This is a genomic window from Synechocystis sp. PCC 7509 (genome assembly GCF_000332075.2).
In the GTDB taxonomy this organism is placed as follows: Bacteria; Cyanobacteriota; Cyanobacteriia; order Cyanobacteriales; family Chroococcidiopsidaceae; genus Aliterella.
This window is the reverse complement of record NZ_ALVU02000001.1, coordinates 738,968-755,800: the sequence shown is the minus strand read 5'-3', so window position 1 is coordinate 755,800 and position 16,833 is coordinate 738,968. Positions and strand designations below refer to the sequence as shown.

Here is a 16,833-nt window from a genome sequence, read left to right as displayed (position 1 = left end):
TACGACAATAAAGTAGGGGCGTAAAGCATTGCGCCCCTACTCTTTAAAAAAAGATTTTTTGTAAAATGATTGTTACTTCAATTCCCGCCGAACAACGTACAATTTTACAAAATATTAGCTGGCAAACTTTTGAAACTTTGTTGACAGAAACGGGTGAAGACAGGGGTTTTAGGTTTGTTTATGAGTGTGGAACTTTAGAAATAATGTCTCCATTAATTGAACATGAAAGTTATAAAAGTAATTTTGGTAACTTAGTTGTTGTATTAGCAGAAGAATTAGGAATTGAAATTAAAAGTGCTGGTTCTACAACTTTAAAACTTAAATCAGCTAATCGCGGTATAGAACCAGATAATTGTTATTACATTCAAAATGAAATAGCTTTTAGAGGTAAACAAACCTTAGATTTAACTATAGATTTACCGCCAGATTTAGCGATTGAAATTGATATTACAAGTAGTTCGGTAAATAAGCTAGATATTTATTCCGCTTTGGGTGTCCCGGAAATTTGGCGATATAACGGACAGATTTTACAGTTTTATCAGTTAGTAGAAAATCAATACATTGAACGTGAGTTTAGTTGTGCTTTTCCGCTCGTATCAGCAACAGAAATAAACCAATTTATAGAGCAAAGTAAAACTATCGGAGAGATTACATTAATCAAGTTATTTCGTGATTGGGTGAAAAATAAGATACTTACTCAGCCCTCTTGACAACAAAAGAATTATATGTATGATTGAAGTATGCTAAGTAAAGGAGCATATTTCGCGTTACTAAGTGCGATAGCGCAAGCGCGCACGCAGGGCTTCGCGTCAATCTTGAGCAAAACCAACAATTGTTGGATGTGTGCTGCAATTTCATGTCTTTGAGGCTTTCTAAGTCTTGTAATACGTGAGATTGCAATACAAATTCAGCAGTAACAGGCAGTTATTTGCTAAATAATTGATGCTGTCTCTATTTTCAGGTTTCTAGCAACATAAACTATTTCTTATTTAGGGAGTAGTAGGTTTTTTGTAGTAACTTGAAGTAGCGCTATGTGTGCTTTTTGCATGGTATTTAACCATAGCTAAAAGAGATGCAATGTCCTCTAAAACTAAGCGAAACCAGAAGCGAAAGTTAGCTAATAAATATGGCTCTAAATGTTGCTGGTGCAATAAACCTCTTACAAAAGAAGAACAAACTCTTGAACATATCAAACATATAAGCCGTGGAGGTTCTAATTCTATCGACAATTTACGATTAGCTTGCTTTTCCTGTAATAATTCTCGTGGAAACCGCCCTTTCCCTCCAGGTTTTCCTCAGCAATCAAGTTGTCCTGAACAATTAGAACTTTTGGCAATGATCAAATCTTACTTAGGCAATTAAAAAAATAATGTCCAAACTACCAGAATTTAGAAATCCTTCACTTTTACGCCTTGCTCTAACTCATAGCTCCTATATGCATGAAAATCCTGGAATAAAAGGGAATAATGAGCGTTTAGAGTTCTTAGGCGATGCCTTATTAGGTTTATTGATTGCTGAACGACTTTATCATAAATATCCAGATATGGATGAAGGTCAACTTACTAAATTACGTTCTACATTAGTAGATGAACAGCAACTAGCAAAATTTGCTAGAAAATTAAATATTGGGGGTCAAATGCTTTTAGGGAATGGCGCAAAATTAGACGGAGGATGTCACAATTCTAATTTACTCAGTAGTACGTTTGAAGCTGTTATAGGAGCTTACTTTCTTGATTCAGGAATTCAAGCTACTTCTTTTTTTGTAGAGTCGCTAGTCATGGAAGTTGCTGAACATATTGTCGATTTTCAATCAAATAAAAATTATAAAGGTATGCTTCAAGAATGGTCAAAACCTCAATTCGGAGAAGAACCTAAATACGATCTAGTAAGCGAGTCAGGAGCAGACCACAATAAGGAATTTATTTTCAAAGTAAGTATAAAAGGAAAAGAATATGGCAGAGGAAAAGGTCATAGAATAAAAGAAGCGCAAAAAAACGCGGCGGAGAATGCGTTGAAAAAATTAGGGCTTTTGTAGTCTGTAAAATAGGAAATGCGATCGCATTTCCTTTACCCTTAACTTAGAGCCAAGTAATTGATAATAATAAGCAAACCAAAACTAAAGTAAATAAAAGTGTGTTTTTTATTTCTCCAATTTCTTTTGAAAGAGCGCTATTTTTCATATTTTTAAGAATTAAATTTAAAAGCTATAACTCAACTATATTACCGATCCCTTGATATAAAAACCGAGAATACACTGAATAAATTAACCATTGCTAGACAAATTAATATTTTGCTCGCGCTGCCAATAAAATCTTTATTGAAAACTCGTCAAAACTTAATAAAGATTTAAGATAAAAAATACGATTCAAACTTAAGGAAGATTAATCTTGTTTTTATCCATTGGCATTATAAATGTGTAAGGTTAAGACAATAAAGCTAGTATGGTTAAATCTTGGATGGCGATCGCATTGATAACATTCTTCGTCGCCTTTGGTGGCGTGTTATTTAAACCCCGCGATCTCAAATGGGCGATACAATTGCGCCGCCCAAAATGGTTGACATTTGAGCCTTTAATCCCGGTAATTTGGACGATTATATTTATTTGCGGTGCTTGGTCAGCTAATATAGTTTGGCAACACGAACCAAATAGCGCTAAAACGTGGCTGTTAATGGGCGTATATTTGCTTTTAGAAATTATTACCGTTTCCTATACTTCCGTAACTCTGAGGCTTCGCAGTCTACTTGTAGGGACGATTTTAGGCGGGTCGGGAGCGGTGTTAAGTGTGCTTTTGGCGATCGCAATTTTCCCCGTTTCTCATTTAGCCGCCGGATTACTTCTTCCTTATATTATTTGGAGTCCTGTAGGTACATATACTACCGAAGAAATGATCCAACTAAATCCAGGTGCAGAATAATTCAAAGGGTTGATTGATCTTAAGCAAGTAACCTTACAAGATTGGATTAGAAAAGCAATGATAAAAATATGATTAAATCTTGGCTGGTAATTGGGGGTGTAACGCTACTTGTGGCGATGGCGGCGAACTTTTTTACACCAAGCGATCGCAAATGGTTTAAACGCTTGCGTCGCCCAAAATGGTTAACCTTTGAGTTTGCAATTCCCTTTATTTGGATTACTATTTTTATTTGTGGCGCTTGGTCGGCTTATATAGTTTGGGAAAGTAGCAAAAATTGGTTAATAATGGGACTGTATTTGCTGCTAGAACTTGTTACTATTGCCTACACTCCAGTTATGTTTAGACTCCGCAGTTTAAAAATTGGCACAATTATCGGCGGTACTGGTGCAATTATCGGAATTATACTTACCCTAGCAGTATTGCCAATTTCTGGCTGGGCAGCATTGTTACTTGTTCCCTATATACTTTGGAGTCCCATCGGTACTTACACTACTTGGGAGATGATGAAAATAAACCCCCAAGATGCTTAATTATTTTTCTACTCGCCCGTAACGCGCTAATACAGGCTTAGAACTCAACCACGCCCACATTTGATCCCCTTGGCAAAAATGCCACCATTCCCCAGGATGACGCGCAAAACCTGCGTATTCCATTACTTCTAGCAACAGTTGGCGATAGTGATGTGCGGGTAAGTTACTATTAGCAAAATAATTAGGATGCGATCGCGCTGATAATTCATCTATAGGCGAACCCATATCTACTACTTTACCCCGATCGTCTACTAAAGTAATATCTATCGCCGCGCCCGTACTATGAGGCGGTGGAGTAAGTGAATCTAAACTAGGTACTGCCCAAATTTGATAAACTTGTTGCCAGATATTTTCGATTTCTACGGCGGATAAGTTATCTATACTCAGCTTTTGCGCTTCCACTACCTGAGAAAAAGTGTAATCAACCATAAACTGTTGTATAGTAACCGGGCGATAAGCATCAAAAATTTGAATCCGCCAACCGGGATGTTTTGTCTGTAGATACTCTTGCGCTTTAATTAAATTATCAAGTACAGATTTACGCAGATAATAGGGCGACATTTCTGCATAAGTTGCACCTAATAGCTGATAAGGATGAGGAGATTCTACAGCAAATAGTTCTAAGGGAATTGGTACTAAAGGTTCGCCACATTCTGCGATCACAATTTGCTGATAAGGTTTCATTTTATAACTTTTTCCGGTAACGAAGGTACGGGATCGTAACCACCCGGATGCAACGGATGACAGCGCAAAATCCGCTTAATTGCCATAAAACTACCTTTTATCGCCCCAAATCTCTCTATAGCTTCTATAGCGTACATTGAACAGGTGGGATGAAATCGACAAGTAGGCGCAAATAAAGGCGATATAAGTAACCGATAGCCATGAATTAGCCACAACAGCAGGATTTTCATCATTCAGAATCTACTACATTTATATAAAGAGCTTATTTTTTACCGTAAACACTTTGGATACTTCACTTGCGCCGATAAGTCTACAAATTGCGATCGTTGTACTTTGGATAGGCTTACTTTTACTTGTAGCATCTTTGTTAAGTCGCTTTGGTACGGGTAATTCCGAAGTTATCCGCAAAGTTGTCCATATTGGTACGGGGAATGTAATTTTATTTGCGTGGTGGCTGCATATTCCCGCTTTTGTTGGCGTTGGCGCTTCAATTTTGGCGAGTATAGTTACTTTTTTGTCGTACCGTTTCCCAATTTTACCGGGAATTAATAGCGTCGGGCGCAAAAGTTTAGGTACGTTCTTTTATGCGGTGAGTATTGGGATATTAGTTGCTTGGTTTTGGAGTATAAATAAACCCCAGTATGCAGCTTTAGGGATATTAGTCATGGCTTGGGGAGATGGTTTAGCGGCTTTAGTTGGACAAAGGTTTGGCAAACATCCTTACCAAATTTGGGACAATCTCAAAAGCTGGGAAGGTTCTGGCACAATGGCTGTAGTTAGTTTTATTGTTTGTAGTTTAATTTTTCTGAACGTCCAAGGTAATAATTGGCAAACTTGGATAGTATCTTTAAATGTGGCACTGCTGGCAACAACTTTAGAAGCTTTTTCTATGTACGGGATTGATAACTTGACTGTACCTTTAGGAAGTGCGGCTTTAGGCTTTTTCTTGATTGAAATATTGCCCCGTTATTTGGGATAATTGCGAATGTTGTAGGGGCGCAAAGCATTGCGCCCCTACGATAATATTTATCAATCTCTCTCCAAAAGTAGTTATAGCAAACTTCACATCTACTCAAAGGCTACTTAAATATATAAATTTATTAGCTCTTTTGATTGATTAAATAACATTAATTTGTAGGCAAAATTATTAATAGCAAAGTAGATAAGCAATCTATTTTGCTAGGTCGTAGCAGGCTTTTTGCTGTTTGTCTTGCTAGTTGCTTCCTAAAGGAGAACGATGTCTAAGGATCAAGCGATCGCATAACTTGCAATTGATTGGTAGTTTCCGTTAAATGGTAGTGGTGTAGGGTTTTTATCGTTTCCCCTACTTTGTAGTTATCGAGGGGACATTAAACTGTCCAGTAGAACAGCCTAAGATATCTAGCACTGATTAGATGCACTTTTAACGGAAACTGCGATCGCGCAAGTGATTTATTTTAGCTTATAAAAAAGTTGGCGAAAATAAAACTATTTCCACCAACTTTTTTGAGTATTCTATTTAAAACAATCTTTTTTAGTGCTAATCTGCACCAGGCTTAAAAGGTTCACCAGTAAAAGGCTGTACGCCAATTACAGGATATTCATCGTCAGTAGGTCTAAAAGTCCGCGCTAATCCTTCAAAAAGATATTGAACAATGCTGACAACTCTTTGAGAAATATTCATAAAATCAACCCTCCAAGCAAAAGCCAAGGAATGTTACTTAATTGCATTCTAAAGTCAAAAATGAGTAAAACCCTTGCTATCTCAATCAATTGCAAGCATTCGCAGTATTTGTTTGTTTATATTCGCATTACTTTATATTGTCTGTTTTAGCAAAAACTACCATAAAGAAAAATTAATAAACTAACTATTTTCTATATGTGTACCGAAGAATACCAAAAATCTATTGGCATTTTGGTGAAATGCACTATAATTAAAAAAATCACCATCGAGGTAGCTGCGCCATGACTACTTCCCCTAATTGGGAGTGTCTGCAAGATAACCACCTGCAACCAATAGCATCAACTCAAGAATTAACTTTAACCGAAGGACAAGACTACAGTTTATTAACAGACCTTTACCAGCTTACAATGGCAGCCAGCTATGTAGGCGAAGGTGTAGAAACAAAACAAGCCAGCTTTGAATTATTCGCGCGAAAATTGCCCGAAGGGTTTGGCTATTTGATCGCTATGGGTTTGGCGCAAGCATTGGAGTATTTAGAAAAGTTTTGTTTTAGCGCTGCGGGATTAGAAGCATTAAAAGCAACGGGAATTTTTGCCCACGCACCCGATAAATTTTGGGCTTTACTTGCTAGTGCGCGCTTTACAGGCGATGTTTGGGCTGTACCAGAAGGAACGGCAGTTTTTGCCAATGAGCCATTATTACGGGTAGAAGCCCCATTATGGCAAGCTCAATTAGTAGAAACTTATTTACTCAATACCTTAAATTACCAAACTTTGGTAGCCACAAAAGCGGCTCGTTTGCGAGATGTAGCTGGGGCGGAAGCGACTTTATTAGAATTTGGGACGCGCCGAGCTTTTAGTCCTCAAGGCTCTTTATGGGCGGCACGGGCGGCTTTAGCAGCAGGATTTGATGCAACATCGAACGTATTAGCGGCTTTGAAATTAGGACAAAAGCCTAGTGGGACAATGGCTCATGCTTTAGTTATGGCGCTGACTGCCTTAGAAGGTACTGAGGAGCAAGCTTTTAGCGCTTTTCATCGTTATTTTCCTACAGGTGCGCTGTTAATTGATACTTTCGATACAGTGGCGGCGGCGGAAAAATTGGCACAAAGGGTTAATGCTGGAGAGATTGAGTTAGCTGGAGTGCGGATAGATTCAGGGGATATAGAGCAGTTATCAAAAATAGTCAGAAATCTTTTACCAAATGTACCGATAATTGCCAGTGGAGATATTGACGAAACCGAAATTGCGAGGCTAAAAGCCAACGGTGCTTGCATTGATGGTTATGGGATTGGTACAAAATTAGTAACCGGAGCGCCAGTAAATGGGGTGTATAAGCTAGTAGAAATTGACGGTATTCCCGTAATGAAAGCTTCTACAAGTAAAGTAACTTATCCAGGACGTAAACAAATTTGGCGAACTTATATTGATGGAGTAGTACAGCACGACAAATTGGGACTAATTACAGAGGCAAAACCGCGATCGCAAGTGCCACTATTGCAGTTGGTAGTTAAACAAGGACAAAGGTTACAATTACCAGAAAGTCTAGCGGATTTGCGATCGCGTACTACGGCTTCTGTAGCTAGTTTGCCCCCAGAATGTCGAGATATCAACGCTCCTGTAAGTTGTAAAGTAAATATTTCTCCCGAATTGCAGAAGTTAACTCAACAAGTGAGTGAAAAAAATAGATGAGAGTTGCATTATTTGGTACAAGCGCCGATCCGCCCACTTCTGGACATCAAAAAATTCTTAATTGGCTTTCTCAGTATTACGACTGGGTAGCGGTTTGGGCGGCGGATAATCCCTTGAAATCTCATCAAACGGCTTTAGCTCATCGTAGTACCATGCTGCGATTGCTGATTGAGGAAATGCGCCCACCACGACATAATATTGGATTTTATCCCGAACTTAGTAGCCGTCGCACCCTGGAAACAGTAGAAAAAGCTAAGAAGTTGTGGAGTTCTGAAAAGGTAGATTTTACCTTAGTTATTGGTGCAGATTTAGTTAACCAATTACCCTGTTGGTATAAAGCCGAGGAATTGTTACAGCAAGTTCAAATTTTGGTTGTCCCGCGACCAGGTTATACACTGGAAAATGAGGATTTGCAACAATTAAAGGACTTGGCGCTGGGTGTAGAAGTTGCTGATTTAACCGGGCTAGATGTATCTTCCACAGCATACCGCAATTATGGCGACGACCAGGTTATAACTCCTCAAATTCAAGCCTATATTCATCAAGAGCAGTTGTACAAGTGCCAGGACACATCCAAAAAAAGTTTGCCGATTCACTAAATAAACAACCTTTAGCTGATTTTAAGGTTGGGGTTGATAATGTAATTTTTTCTGTCGATACTTCGCAAAATCGGCTATTAGTTCTATTAGTAATGCGACACCAAGAGCCATTTTTAGATTATTGGGGACTTCCCGGTACTTTGGTGCGTCAGGGGGAATCGCTGGAAGATGGCGCTTATCGGATTTTGGCGGAGAAAATTCGCGCTAAAAACTTGTATTTGGAGCAACTATATACTTTTGGCGGCCCAAACCGCGATCCGCGTGAAGCGATGGATTGTTATGGAGTGCGTTATTTGTCGGTGAGTTATTTTGCTTTGGTGCGGTTTGAGGAAGCAGAATTAATTGCTGATGGCGTGAGTGGAATTGCTTGGTATCCCGTCAAAGAAGTACCGCAACTAGCTTTCGATCATCAAGAGATTTTGGCTTATGGACATAGAAGATTGAAAAATAAACTAGAGTACAGTCCGGTAGCTTTTGAAGTGTTACCGGAATTATTTACTTTAAGCGATTTGTATCAGCTTTACTCTACAGTTTTGGGCGATAACTTCTCTGATTATTCCAACTTCCGAGCGCGGTTGCTAAAGTTGGGATTTTTGGCTGATACCAAAGTTAAAGTATCGCGGGGTGCAGGTCGTCCAGCTACATTGTATCGGTTTGATGCGGATGCTTTTGCACCATTTAAAGATAAGCCTTTAGTGTTTATTTAGATTGAAATTATGAAAATTGCGATCGCCCAAATTAACCCAACTATCGGCGACTTGGCTGGAAATGCCGATCAAATCCGCCAATTTGCCCAAAAAGCACAGCAGCAAAATGTCTCTTTACTTCTAACCCCAGAACTATCTTTATGTGGCTATCCACCCAAGGATTTGTTACTTAATGCGAGTTTTATTAACGATATAACGGCGACTTTAGAGAAGTTAGCGCACGAATTGCCGCAAAATATGGCGGTATTGGTAGGTTGCGTACAAATAAACGATAAATCTCATCAATCCGGCGGAAAACCGTTATTTAATAGTGCGGCTTTGTTGCACCAAGGCAAAGTTGAGCAAGTTTTTCACAAGCGGCTTTTACCTAATTACGATGTATTTGACGAACACCGTTATTTTGAACCAGGATTGCAAACTAATTGTTTTAGTTTCTCCTCAATAAAAATTGGTGTCTCTATCTGCGAAGACTTCTGGAATGATGAAGATTTTTGGGGAAAACGCAGTTATGCAACCAATCCCATTGCAGACTTGGCTAACTTGAATGTAGATTTAATCGTTAATTTGTCAGCATCTCCTTATAGTGCGGCGAAACCACACTTAAGAGAAGCAATGCTGCGACACGCTGCTATTCGCTATCAAAAACCAATTATTTACGCCAACCAAGTAGGTGCAAATGACGATCTAATTTTTGATGGTTGTAGTGTAGGTTTTAACCGCAAAGGTGAAGTAATTTGTCGTGCTAAGGCTTTTGAGACTGATTTAGTAGTAGTAGAATTTGACGAACAATTGGTATTACAACCAAGCGCGTTAGCACTTATGCCAGAAAATGACGACGAAGAAATCTGGAAAGCCTTGGTATTAGGGGTTCGTGACTATAGCCGCAAGTGTGGATTTTCTAAAGTAGTTATCGGTTTAAGCGGCGGGGTAGATTCAGCTTTAGTTGCCCAAATTGCTGCTACAGCTTTGGGAAAAGAGAACGTTTTAGCCGTATTAATGCCTTCTCCCTATAGTTCAGACCATTCTGTAAAAGATGCGCTACTTTTAGCCGAAAATCTAGGGATTGCTACCCAAACTCTACCGATTGGCGACTTAATGGCGGGTTATGACAAAACTTTAGCGCCTTTATTTGCCGATACACCTTTTGGATTAGCGGAGGAGAATATCCAATCGCGGATTCGGGGTAACTTATTAATGGCGATCGCAAATAAATTCGGTTACTTGCTACTGTCTACAGGTAATAAGTCCGAAATGGCTGTAGGTTACTGTACTTTGTATGGTGACATGAATGGGGGTTTAGCTGCGATCGCAGATGTTCCCAAAACTCGCGTTTATTCTATCTGTAACTGGCTAAATCGCACCACTGAAATTATCCCCAAAAACATTTTAACTAAACCCCCCAGCGCCGAACTTAAACCTGGACAAGTGGACGCAGATTCGTTACCGCCTTACGATATCTTGGATGATATTTTGCAGAGATCGATTCATAATTATCAATCTGCGGCGCAAATTGTGGCGGCGGGACACGACAAAGCAACGGTTACGCGGATTTTGGCATTGGTTGCGCGATCGGAGTTTAAACGCCGTCAAGCACCCCCAGGATTGAAGATTACCGATCGCGCTTTTGGTACAGGTTGGCGAATGCCGATTGCGAATAAATGGGTAGATGCTAGTAGTCATCAAACCGAAGCTAAAATTCCTTCCCCGGCTAGAAGCTAATCGGATATAAACAGCGTTTTTATGTAAAGATAAGCTTAATTTATCTAAACATTCATGACGGCGGTTTCTCTCCAAAACGTCCATAAAGTCTATAACAACATCCCTGTAGTTAACGATTTATCTTTTACAATCCAATCTGGAGAAATGTTCGGTTTACTTGGGCCAAACGGCGCGGGTAAATCTACTACCATTCGGATGCTAACAACTCTTACTAAACCTACTCAAGGACACATTGAAGTAGCTGGTTTTGATGTAACTCGCCAACCATTGCAAGCCAAGCAAAATATTGGTGTAGTCTTGCAGCAAACCAGTGTAGACGCTGATTTGAGCGTGTGGGAAAACATGGAATTGCACGGGCGCTTGCATCACATTCCCAATCCTCAACGCCAACAATCTATTAATCGCTGGCTAGAATATGTCGAACTAATCGAGCGGCGCAAAGATTTAGTTAAAACGCTTTCCGGGGGGATGAAACGCCGCTTACAGATTGCTAGAGCGCTATTACACGAGCCGAAAATATTGTTTTTAGATGAACCGACAGTAGGCTTAGATCCGCAAACAAGGCGGCGATTGTGGGAGATTATTCTTGACTTAAATAAGCAAGGAATGACAATGTTACTCACAACACACTATATGGATGAAGTCGAGTATCTGTGCGATCGCATTGGAATTATGGACGGCGGTAAACTTATATCTTTGGGTACATTACAACAACTAAAATCTCAGTATGGCGAAGGATTGGTCATGAAACAAGAGGGCGATCGCTGGGAGTATAAGTTTTTCCCCGATTTAACCGACGCAAACGCCTACCTCAATAGCCAACCTGATAAAACCGGAATGATGGTACGCCCAGCTAACTTAGAAGATATTTTTGTTGAACTCACAGGGAGACAACTTGATTAGAGCTTTTTCAAAGCGTGGTTTCTTCCCAATAAGGCGGATTACCAAACCGTTTAATTAAAAAATCAATAAATGCTTTTACCCTCAACGAATTTCTGCGAGAGGGCAAATAAAGCGCGTAAATACCCATATCTGTACTGGTTTGGGGGTAAACTTGACAATCGGTTAACACTGCTTGCAAACTGCCTTTGCGGATATCTTCACCAATTAACCAAGTTGGCATCAAAATCAAACCCGTACCATCCAAACAAACTTGGCGCAATACCTCAGAATTACTTGATATTAAAGAGCCGCTTACTTTAACATCATAAAACTCGGTATCTCGTTTAAATTTCCAGATGTCATAGCCCATAAAATAGGCAAACAATAAACAGTTATGATTTGCTAAATCCTCTGGATGTTGGGGTTTACCATGTTGCTCGAAATACTTTGCACTACCGCAGACGAGGCGCGTATGAGAGGCGATTTTACGCAAAATTAGATTTCCCCCAGAGCGATCGAGATTGCCAATCCGAATCACAACATCTAAATCTTCTTCTACTAAGTTAGATAATCCATCGCTCAATCTCAAATCTAGCTTTAATTCTGGATACTGTACAAAAAGATCGCTGACAATTGGTGCAATGTGCAGCCTTCCAAAAGCAACAGGTACGCTAACTTTCAACAATCCACGCGGAATATCTTGTTCGATTACACCTTGGTTTGCTTCCTCCAAGTCTTGCAAAATGCGAACAGCGCGATCGTAATACTTACGTCCTTGCACTGTCAAAGTAACGCTGCGAGTTGATCGATTAAGTAATTGGGTATTGAGCATTGCTTCTAAAGCATTTACCTGGCGAGTTACAGAAGATACCGCCATTAAAGTTTGCCTAGATGCTTCAGAAAATCCGCCTGTTTCTACTACTTTGACGAAAGCGCGCATTGCTGCAAACTGATCCATCGGAGTTTTTATACTTTTGCATAAAACGCAAAGGTGTTTAGCATATTAGCTATATTATCATTTTTTATGAATGGAGTTATTGTTAAAAAGTCAGGAATTAAAGGAAACAAACTCATGACTTTAACGATTGAAATTACCTCAGATTTTATTTGCCCTTGGTGTTTGGTTGTAGATAAAAGACTCAATAGAGCAATTGAGCAACTAAAAGCCCCCATTAAGATAAAGCGCCTTTGGTATCCCTTTGAACTAAACCCAACGATGCCAGAAGCAGGGATGAATCGTAAAACCTATCGCTCTCATAAGTTTGGTAGTTGGGAATATTCCCAGAGCCTTGATGCTCAAACAATGCAGGCGGCTAGTGGTGATGGCATCAAATTTCGGTATGACTTAATGCAGGTTACCCCCAACACTTTAAAGGCGCATCGCCTCAGTTGGCTTGCAGAACAAGAAGGCAAAGCAACAGAAATGGTTGAGCGAATTTTAAACGCTTACTTTACTGAAGGTCAAGATATTACCGATGTTGAAACCTTAGCTAAACTTGCTGAGGAAGTTGGGTTAAAAGGTGACATTAGAGCATTTTTAAATTCAACTGAAGGCGTTGAGGAGGTCAAAGCGCTAGAAGAACAAGCAGCAAGCCGAAATATACGCGGCGTACCGTCAATTAAAATCGGCAGAGAAACAATTGTTGGAGCGCAAAGCGTTGAGGTTTTCTTAGCAGCCTTACAAACGGCGGTAAATGAATTAGAAGTTGTATAACAAGAGGTTCAATGACTATCAAATCAACAGGTAATCGAGCAATTGTTATTGGTGGATCGCTCGGCGGTTTGTTTACCGGAATCATCTTGCGTTCTATTGGTTGGGATGTCGATATTTACGAACGTTCCGATCGCACTCTTGATAGTCGCGGTGGTGGTGTTGTATTACAAAGCGATGTTATTGAAGCTTTTGAACGCGCGGGAATCTCTACTCAATCGCTGGGTGTAGTAGCAAAGGAACGTTATTATCTAAATTCTGATGGTAGTGTTGATGAGCCAATGCCAATGCGTCAAATGTTGACTTCTTGGAATCTGCTTTACGGTTCTATGCGTCGGCATTTTCCCTCGGAGCGTTATCATTACGGCAAATACTTAACTGATATTGGGCAAAACGGCGATCGCGTTACAGCCATTTTTACCGATGGAACTCAAGAAACGGCAGATTTATTGATTGGTGCAGATGGCCCAAATTCTACAGTACGCCAACAATTTTTACCCCATGCTGATTATCGTTACGCCGGATATGTTGCTTATCGAGGACTTGTCAACGAAAACGAACTGCAATCAGAAGCGGCGGCGCTGTTTACAGAGCGATTTGTATTTTATCAATTTCCCAACTCGCATATTTTGCAATATGTAATTCCTGGCGATCGCGAATCATTAATACCTGGAGAACGCCGTTTTAACTGGGTTTGGTATGTAAACTATGACGAAACAACCGAATTACCGCGCATTTTGACCGATAAAAATGGCAAACGTCGAGATTATTCTATTCCACCAGGTGCGATCGCACCTTCTGTTGAGCAAGAGATGCGTAATTATGCAAATACCGTACTCGCTCCCCCATTTCAAAAACTTGTTTCTGCAACCCAAGAGCCTTTTGTCCAAGCAATTCTAGACTTGGGAGTACCGCAAATGACCTTTGGACGAGTGGCGCTAGTTGGCGATGCTGCTTTTATTCCTCGTCCGCATACCGCAGCAAGTACCGCAAAAGCAGCAGCAAATGCAATTTCTTTAGCAGAGGCGCTAGTTAAATCCAATCATGATGTTACTAAAGCTCTGTCAGCTTGGCAACCAAGTCAACTAGCTTATGGCAGACAACTTATGGCATCAGGTAAACAAATGGGCGACTTCTCTCAATTTAGTTATGGTACAGGTCGATTTGGTGAAAATTTAGCGACTCTGCAACAAAAAGCGTAGAGTAAACTGATTTAAACTACTACTTCAGGAGACTAAAATGCCGCAATTGGAGAGTACAAAACAAGTTCCCTTGATGAGTTTAAACCGTTTTGAGGCTTTTAGTGATGGTGTATTTGCGATCGCTGTAACTCTACTTGTAATCGAAATCAAAGCACCGGACTTAACTCAAGCCACCTCCTCTGAAGTTATTGCTAAACTACTCCAAGTTTTACCCCATGTTCTAAGTTATGCCACCAGTTTTATTGTCATTGGCGTAATTTGGATCAATCATCACGCACTTTTTCATTTTATCAAACGAGTCGATCGCACTATTTTAGTAATCAACTTACTATTGTTAATGTGCGTTGCTTTTATCCCCTATCCTACAGCGCTTATTGGTGAATATGGCTCATCTCTACCTGTCGTTGTTTTTTATGGGTTATCTCTAGCAATTACTGGATTTGCTTACAACGCACTTTGGTTTTATGTTGTTCGTCGCTACATTAAGACGGAAAAAACTATTCACCAAAAAGTTGTTCAAAAAGCAACCCTTTGGACTCTTAGCTATCCAATTTCTTATCTTGTTGCCGCAGGTTTAGCTTTTATCAGCCTTAACTTGAGTATCATACTTTACGCCCTTATTCCCGCGTTCTATCTTTTGCCAGGAATTATTGATAAGCAATTGATAGAACAAGCCTGAAGCGATCAGACTTGTTCTTAGTACCTATTGAGGAATTAGCACTGTATCAATAATGTGAATCACACCATTATCTGCTTCAACATCGGGGGTAACAACGGTAGCATCATTTACCTTGACACCATTAGAGGCATCAATTTTCACGGTTGAACCTTCTGTTGTAGTTGCTGAGTCAAGTTTCACTACATCGGCTGCCATTACTTTGCCAGATACGACATGGTACTCCAAGATTTTTCGCAGTTGAATAACATCTTCTAACAGCGACTCAACCGTTCCCGATGGCAGCTTTGAAAAAGCTTCATCAGTGGGTGCAAAAACAGTAAATGGCCCTTCGCCCTTCAGTGCTGTATCAAGTCCCGCAGCAGTGATAGCTGTTACCAAAGTATTGAAAGTACCCGCGTTAATTGCAGTATCTACGATATCAGGCATAAATCTTCGCCTTAGTTAAATAAAGAGCAGTGTATTGGCGCGAACAAATCGCCCTTTTAACTTTACAGTGCAATCCTTGATTGGGACAAAACGCGATCGCATCTATACAAAATAATCCGAGGAAACCAAAATGACCCAACTAAAAGATTTAGATTCTACACAACCAAATCAAAAAAAAGTCCGGCTTTACGGTCAACCAGATTCAGCCCAAGCCTATGAAATCCGTGATTTTCTCAATCGCATGGTAGTTGAATTTGATTGGATTTTAATTACTTGCGACGCTGATTGCAACCGAGAACTTGGATTGCCATCTTTAAGCAATATTCGCTTACCAGTAGTTGAATTACCTGATGGAACGAGGCTATTTGCTCCTAGTATCCGCGAAATTGCTCAACATTTGGGCTGGGTAACGCAACCAAAGCTTAAAGAATACGACGTATCAATTTACGGTGCAGGGCCAGCAGGGTTAAGTGCGGCGGTTTATGCGGCTTCCGAAGGTTTGCGTACAGTTTTAGTTGAACGTCATGCGGTAGGAGGACAAGCGGGTACAAGTTCCTTGATTGAAAACTATATGGGCTTCCCAGAAGGAATTAGCGGTGCTAATTTAGCCGAACGCGCACGGCAGCAAGCGGTTAAGTTTGGCATAGAGATTCTGCTGTTGCGCGAAGGAACAAAATCAGAATTTAAGAATAATCGTATCTATACAGATATGGCGGATGGCAGCAAAATGGTTGCACGAGCAAATATTTGTGCCACTGGGGTAGAATATCGACGACTAGATTTGCCCAACGAAGACCAATTTTTAAAAGTCGGATTGTTCTATGGTGCAGGTGCAAGCGAAGCGCCCATGTGTCAAGATGAACACGTTTTTGTAGTTGGTGGTGGTAACTCCGCAGGTCAAGCTGCTATGTATTTCTCTCGCTACGCGCGCAAAGTGACGATGCTAGTTCGTGGCAATAATTTAGCAGCAACCTTATCTCATTATTTAATTAATCGAATTACAAACACTAGCAACATTGAAGTGCTGTTTCAATCTCAAGTTACTAAATTAAGTGGCGATACATCGCTTCGTCAAATCGAAGTTACTAATTGCAGTGATGGAGAAGTGCAGCAAATCGATACAGGACGACTTTTTGTTTGCATTGGTGGCGCGCCAAATACTGAATGGGCAAAAGATACCAGTATTATCCGTGACTTGTCAGGTTATCTAATTACTGGCTCAGATTTACTTAAAGATGGTCGTCCACCCGAATGCTGGACTCTAGATCGCGATCCATTCTTTCTAGAAACTAGCGTTCCAGGTTCTTTTGCGGCGGGGGATGTCCGACACGGTTCAGTAAAGCGCGTAGCTTCTGCCGTCGGGGAAGGGGCGATGGCTGTTACTTTTGCTCATAAATATTTAGCCGAGACAGCTTAAAAAGTGTA

Annotated in this window: 20 protein-coding genes; 15 read left to right on the top strand and 5 right to left on the bottom strand. The window is 40.3% G+C overall.

The window, feature by feature from the left end; genetic code table 11:
• The first annotated feature begins 65 nt into the window (after positions 1-65).
• The 5 genes from SYN7509_RS0203885 (at position 66) to SYN7509_RS0203860 (ending at position 3,445) form a co-directional block, all read left to right on the top strand.
• Positions 66-710 carry a Uma2 family endonuclease gene (locus SYN7509_RS0203885; RefSeq protein ID WP_009632050.1) on the top strand — a complete coding sequence of 215 codons (645 nt, stop codon included), beginning with the start codon at positions 66-68 and terminating at the stop codon, positions 708-710.
• 367 nt (positions 711-1,077) lie between these two features.
• Positions 1,078-1,362, top strand: coding sequence for an HNH endonuclease (locus SYN7509_RS27465; RefSeq protein WP_009632049.1), 285 nt, complete (start codon positions 1,078-1,080; stop codon positions 1,360-1,362).
• Positions 1,363-1,369: 7 nt separating this feature from the next.
• Positions 1,370-2,035, top strand: a complete 666-nt coding sequence (gene rnc / locus SYN7509_RS0203875) for a ribonuclease III (RefSeq protein ID WP_009632048.1) — start codon at positions 1,370-1,372, stop codon at positions 2,033-2,035.
• A 406-nt stretch (positions 2,036-2,441) separates the two neighbouring features.
• Positions 2,442-2,915: a TspO/MBR family protein gene (locus SYN7509_RS0203865; RefSeq protein WP_009632047.1), complete on the top strand. Its 474-nt coding sequence runs from the start codon at positions 2,442-2,444 to the stop codon at positions 2,913-2,915.
• A 68-nt stretch (positions 2,916-2,983) separates the two neighbouring features.
• Complete coding sequence (locus SYN7509_RS0203860; protein WP_009632046.1) at positions 2,984-3,445, top strand: TspO/MBR family protein; 462 nt, start codon at positions 2,984-2,986, stop codon at positions 3,443-3,445.
• Here the strand turns inward: SYN7509_RS0203860 and SYN7509_RS0203855 are convergent, their stop codons facing one another.
• Together SYN7509_RS0203855 and yidD are read right to left on the bottom strand one after the other, a co-directional pair.
• A complete protein-coding gene (locus tag SYN7509_RS0203855) occupies positions 3,446-4,129 on the bottom strand; it encodes a M15 family metallopeptidase (RefSeq protein WP_009632045.1) in 684 nt (227 codons plus the stop codon). It abuts the gene before it with no gap.
• Positions 4,126-4,359, bottom strand: a complete 234-nt coding sequence (gene yidD, locus SYN7509_RS0203850; RefSeq protein ID WP_028954081.1) for a membrane protein insertion efficiency factor YidD — start codon at positions 4,357-4,359, stop codon at positions 4,126-4,128. The genes SYN7509_RS0203855 and yidD overlap by 4 nt, the downstream gene beginning before the upstream one ends.
• A 53-nt stretch (positions 4,360-4,412) precedes the next feature.
• Here yidD and SYN7509_RS0203845 point away from each other — a divergent pair, with 53 nt between their 5' ends.
• Complete coding sequence (locus SYN7509_RS0203845) at positions 4,413-5,108, top strand: diacylglycerol/polyprenol kinase family protein (RefSeq protein ID WP_009632043.1); 696 nt, start codon at positions 4,413-4,415, stop codon at positions 5,106-5,108.
• A 540-nt stretch (positions 5,109-5,648) separates the two neighbouring features.
• Here the strand turns inward: SYN7509_RS0203845 and SYN7509_RS29055 are convergent.
• Positions 5,649-5,792 (bottom strand): hypothetical protein, encoded by a 144-nt coding sequence (locus tag SYN7509_RS29055; protein WP_009632042.1) that lies wholly within the window; start codon positions 5,790-5,792, stop codon positions 5,649-5,651.
• A 281-nt stretch (positions 5,793-6,073) separates the two neighbouring features.
• On the opposite strand from SYN7509_RS29055, the gene SYN7509_RS0203835 reads away from it, so the two are divergent.
• Genes SYN7509_RS0203835 through SYN7509_RS0203815 form a run of 5 tightly spaced genes read left to right on the top strand, consistent with a single transcriptional unit; the run spans position 6,074 to position 11,411 of the window.
• Positions 6,074-7,483 carry a nicotinate phosphoribosyltransferase gene (locus SYN7509_RS0203835; RefSeq protein ID WP_009632041.1) on the top strand — a complete coding sequence of 470 codons (1,410 nt, stop codon included), beginning with the start codon at positions 6,074-6,076 and terminating at the stop codon, positions 7,481-7,483.
• Positions 7,480-8,082: a nicotinate-nucleotide adenylyltransferase gene (locus tag SYN7509_RS0203830; RefSeq protein ID WP_009632040.1), complete on the top strand. Its 603-nt coding sequence runs from the start codon at positions 7,480-7,482 to the stop codon at positions 8,080-8,082. The genes SYN7509_RS0203835 and SYN7509_RS0203830 overlap by 4 nt, the downstream gene beginning before the upstream one ends.
• The gene (locus SYN7509_RS0203825; protein ID WP_009632039.1) at positions 8,043-8,789 is read left to right on the top strand and encodes an NUDIX hydrolase; all 747 of its coding nucleotides are present in this window, start codon (positions 8,043-8,045) and stop codon (positions 8,787-8,789) included. The genes SYN7509_RS0203830 and SYN7509_RS0203825 overlap by 40 nt, the downstream gene beginning before the upstream one ends.
• Positions 8,790-8,795: 6 nt before the next feature.
• Positions 8,796-10,508: an NAD+ synthase gene (locus SYN7509_RS0203820; protein ID WP_227501528.1), complete on the top strand. Its 1,713-nt coding sequence runs from the start codon at positions 8,796-8,798 to the stop codon at positions 10,506-10,508.
• A 54-nt stretch (positions 10,509-10,562) separates the two neighbouring features.
• A complete protein-coding gene (locus SYN7509_RS0203815) occupies positions 10,563-11,411 on the top strand; it encodes an ABC transporter ATP-binding protein (protein WP_009632036.1) in 849 nt (282 codons plus the stop codon).
• Positions 11,412-11,418: 7 nt separating this feature from the next.
• Here the strand turns inward: SYN7509_RS0203815 and SYN7509_RS0203810 are convergent, their stop codons facing one another.
• Positions 11,419-12,348: a LysR family transcriptional regulator gene (locus tag SYN7509_RS0203810; RefSeq protein WP_009632035.1), complete on the bottom strand. Its 930-nt coding sequence runs from the start codon at positions 12,346-12,348 to the stop codon at positions 11,419-11,421.
• Positions 12,349-12,462: 114 nt separating this feature from the next.
• Between SYN7509_RS0203810 and SYN7509_RS0203805 the strand changes: the two genes are divergently transcribed.
• The 3 genes from SYN7509_RS0203805 to SYN7509_RS0203795 are packed head-to-tail and all read left to right on the top strand — an operon-like array spanning position 12,463 to position 14,982.
• Positions 12,463-13,104, top strand: coding sequence for a DsbA family oxidoreductase (locus tag SYN7509_RS0203805; RefSeq protein ID WP_009632034.1), 642 nt, complete (start codon positions 12,463-12,465; stop codon positions 13,102-13,104).
• Between the two features lie 11 nt (positions 13,105-13,115).
• On the top strand, positions 13,116-14,303 hold the full coding sequence (locus SYN7509_RS0203800) for an FAD binding domain-containing protein (protein ID WP_009632033.1): 1,188 nt from the start codon (positions 13,116-13,118) through the stop codon (positions 14,301-14,303).
• Between the two features lie 37 nt (positions 14,304-14,340).
• A complete protein-coding gene (locus tag SYN7509_RS0203795) occupies positions 14,341-14,982 on the top strand; it encodes a TMEM175 family protein (protein ID WP_009632032.1) in 642 nt (213 codons plus the stop codon).
• Between the two features lie 24 nt (positions 14,983-15,006).
• Here the strand turns inward: SYN7509_RS0203795 and SYN7509_RS0203790 are convergent, their stop codons facing one another.
• A complete protein-coding gene (locus SYN7509_RS0203790) occupies positions 15,007-15,408 on the bottom strand; it encodes a fasciclin domain-containing protein (protein ID WP_009632031.1) in 402 nt (133 codons plus the stop codon).
• A 130-nt stretch (positions 15,409-15,538) separates the two neighbouring features.
• On the opposite strand from SYN7509_RS0203790, the gene SYN7509_RS0203785 reads away from it, so the two are divergent.
• A complete protein-coding gene (locus SYN7509_RS0203785; RefSeq protein ID WP_009632030.1) occupies positions 15,539-16,825 on the top strand; it encodes an NAD(P)/FAD-dependent oxidoreductase in 1,287 nt (428 codons plus the stop codon).
• Positions 16,826-16,833 lie beyond the last annotated feature (8 nt).

Excerpts from the sequence above, each read along its gene's own strand:
- SYN7509_RS0203800 (WP_009632033.1), top strand. The coding sequence starts at position 13,116 with ATGACTATCAAATCAACAGGTAATCGAGCAATTGTTATTGGTGGATCG.
- rnc (WP_009632048.1), top strand. The coding sequence starts at position 1,370 with ATGTCCAAACTACCAGAATTTAGAAATCCTTCACTTTTACGCCTTGCT.
- SYN7509_RS0203805 (WP_009632034.1), top strand. The coding sequence starts at position 12,463 with ATGACTTTAACGATTGAAATTACCTCAGATTTTATTTGCCCTTGGTGT.
- SYN7509_RS27465 (WP_009632049.1), top strand. The coding sequence starts at position 1,078 with ATGTCCTCTAAAACTAAGCGAAACCAGAAGCGAAAGTTAGCTAATAAA.
- SYN7509_RS29055 (WP_009632042.1), bottom strand. The coding sequence starts at position 5,792 with ATGAATATTTCTCAAAGAGTTGTCAGCATTGTTCAATATCTTTTTGAA.
- SYN7509_RS0203795 (WP_009632032.1), top strand. The coding sequence starts at position 14,341 with ATGCCGCAATTGGAGAGTACAAAACAAGTTCCCTTGATGAGTTTAAAC.
- SYN7509_RS0203785 (WP_009632030.1), top strand. The coding sequence starts at position 15,539 with ATGACCCAACTAAAAGATTTAGATTCTACACAACCAAATCAAAAAAAA.
- SYN7509_RS0203830 (WP_009632040.1), top strand. The coding sequence starts at position 7,480 with ATGAGAGTTGCATTATTTGGTACAAGCGCCGATCCGCCCACTTCTGGA.
- SYN7509_RS0203860 (WP_009632046.1), top strand. The coding sequence starts at position 2,984 with ATGATTAAATCTTGGCTGGTAATTGGGGGTGTAACGCTACTTGTGGCG.
- SYN7509_RS0203835 (WP_009632041.1), top strand. The coding sequence starts at position 6,074 with ATGACTACTTCCCCTAATTGGGAGTGTCTGCAAGATAACCACCTGCAA.
- SYN7509_RS0203855 (WP_009632045.1), bottom strand. The coding sequence starts at position 4,129 with ATGAAACCTTATCAGCAAATTGTGATCGCAGAATGTGGCGAACCTTTA.
- SYN7509_RS0203865 (WP_009632047.1), top strand. The coding sequence starts at position 2,442 with ATGGTTAAATCTTGGATGGCGATCGCATTGATAACATTCTTCGTCGCC.
- SYN7509_RS0203790 (WP_009632031.1), bottom strand. The coding sequence starts at position 15,408 with ATGCCTGATATCGTAGATACTGCAATTAACGCGGGTACTTTCAATACT.
- SYN7509_RS0203815 (WP_009632036.1), top strand. The coding sequence starts at position 10,563 with ATGACGGCGGTTTCTCTCCAAAACGTCCATAAAGTCTATAACAACATC.
- SYN7509_RS0203810 (WP_009632035.1), bottom strand. The coding sequence starts at position 12,348 with ATGGATCAGTTTGCAGCAATGCGCGCTTTCGTCAAAGTAGTAGAAACA.
- SYN7509_RS0203885 (WP_009632050.1), top strand. The coding sequence starts at position 66 with ATGATTGTTACTTCAATTCCCGCCGAACAACGTACAATTTTACAAAAT.
- yidD (WP_028954081.1), bottom strand. The coding sequence starts at position 4,359 with ATGAAAATCCTGCTGTTGTGGCTAATTCATGGCTATCGGTTACTTATA.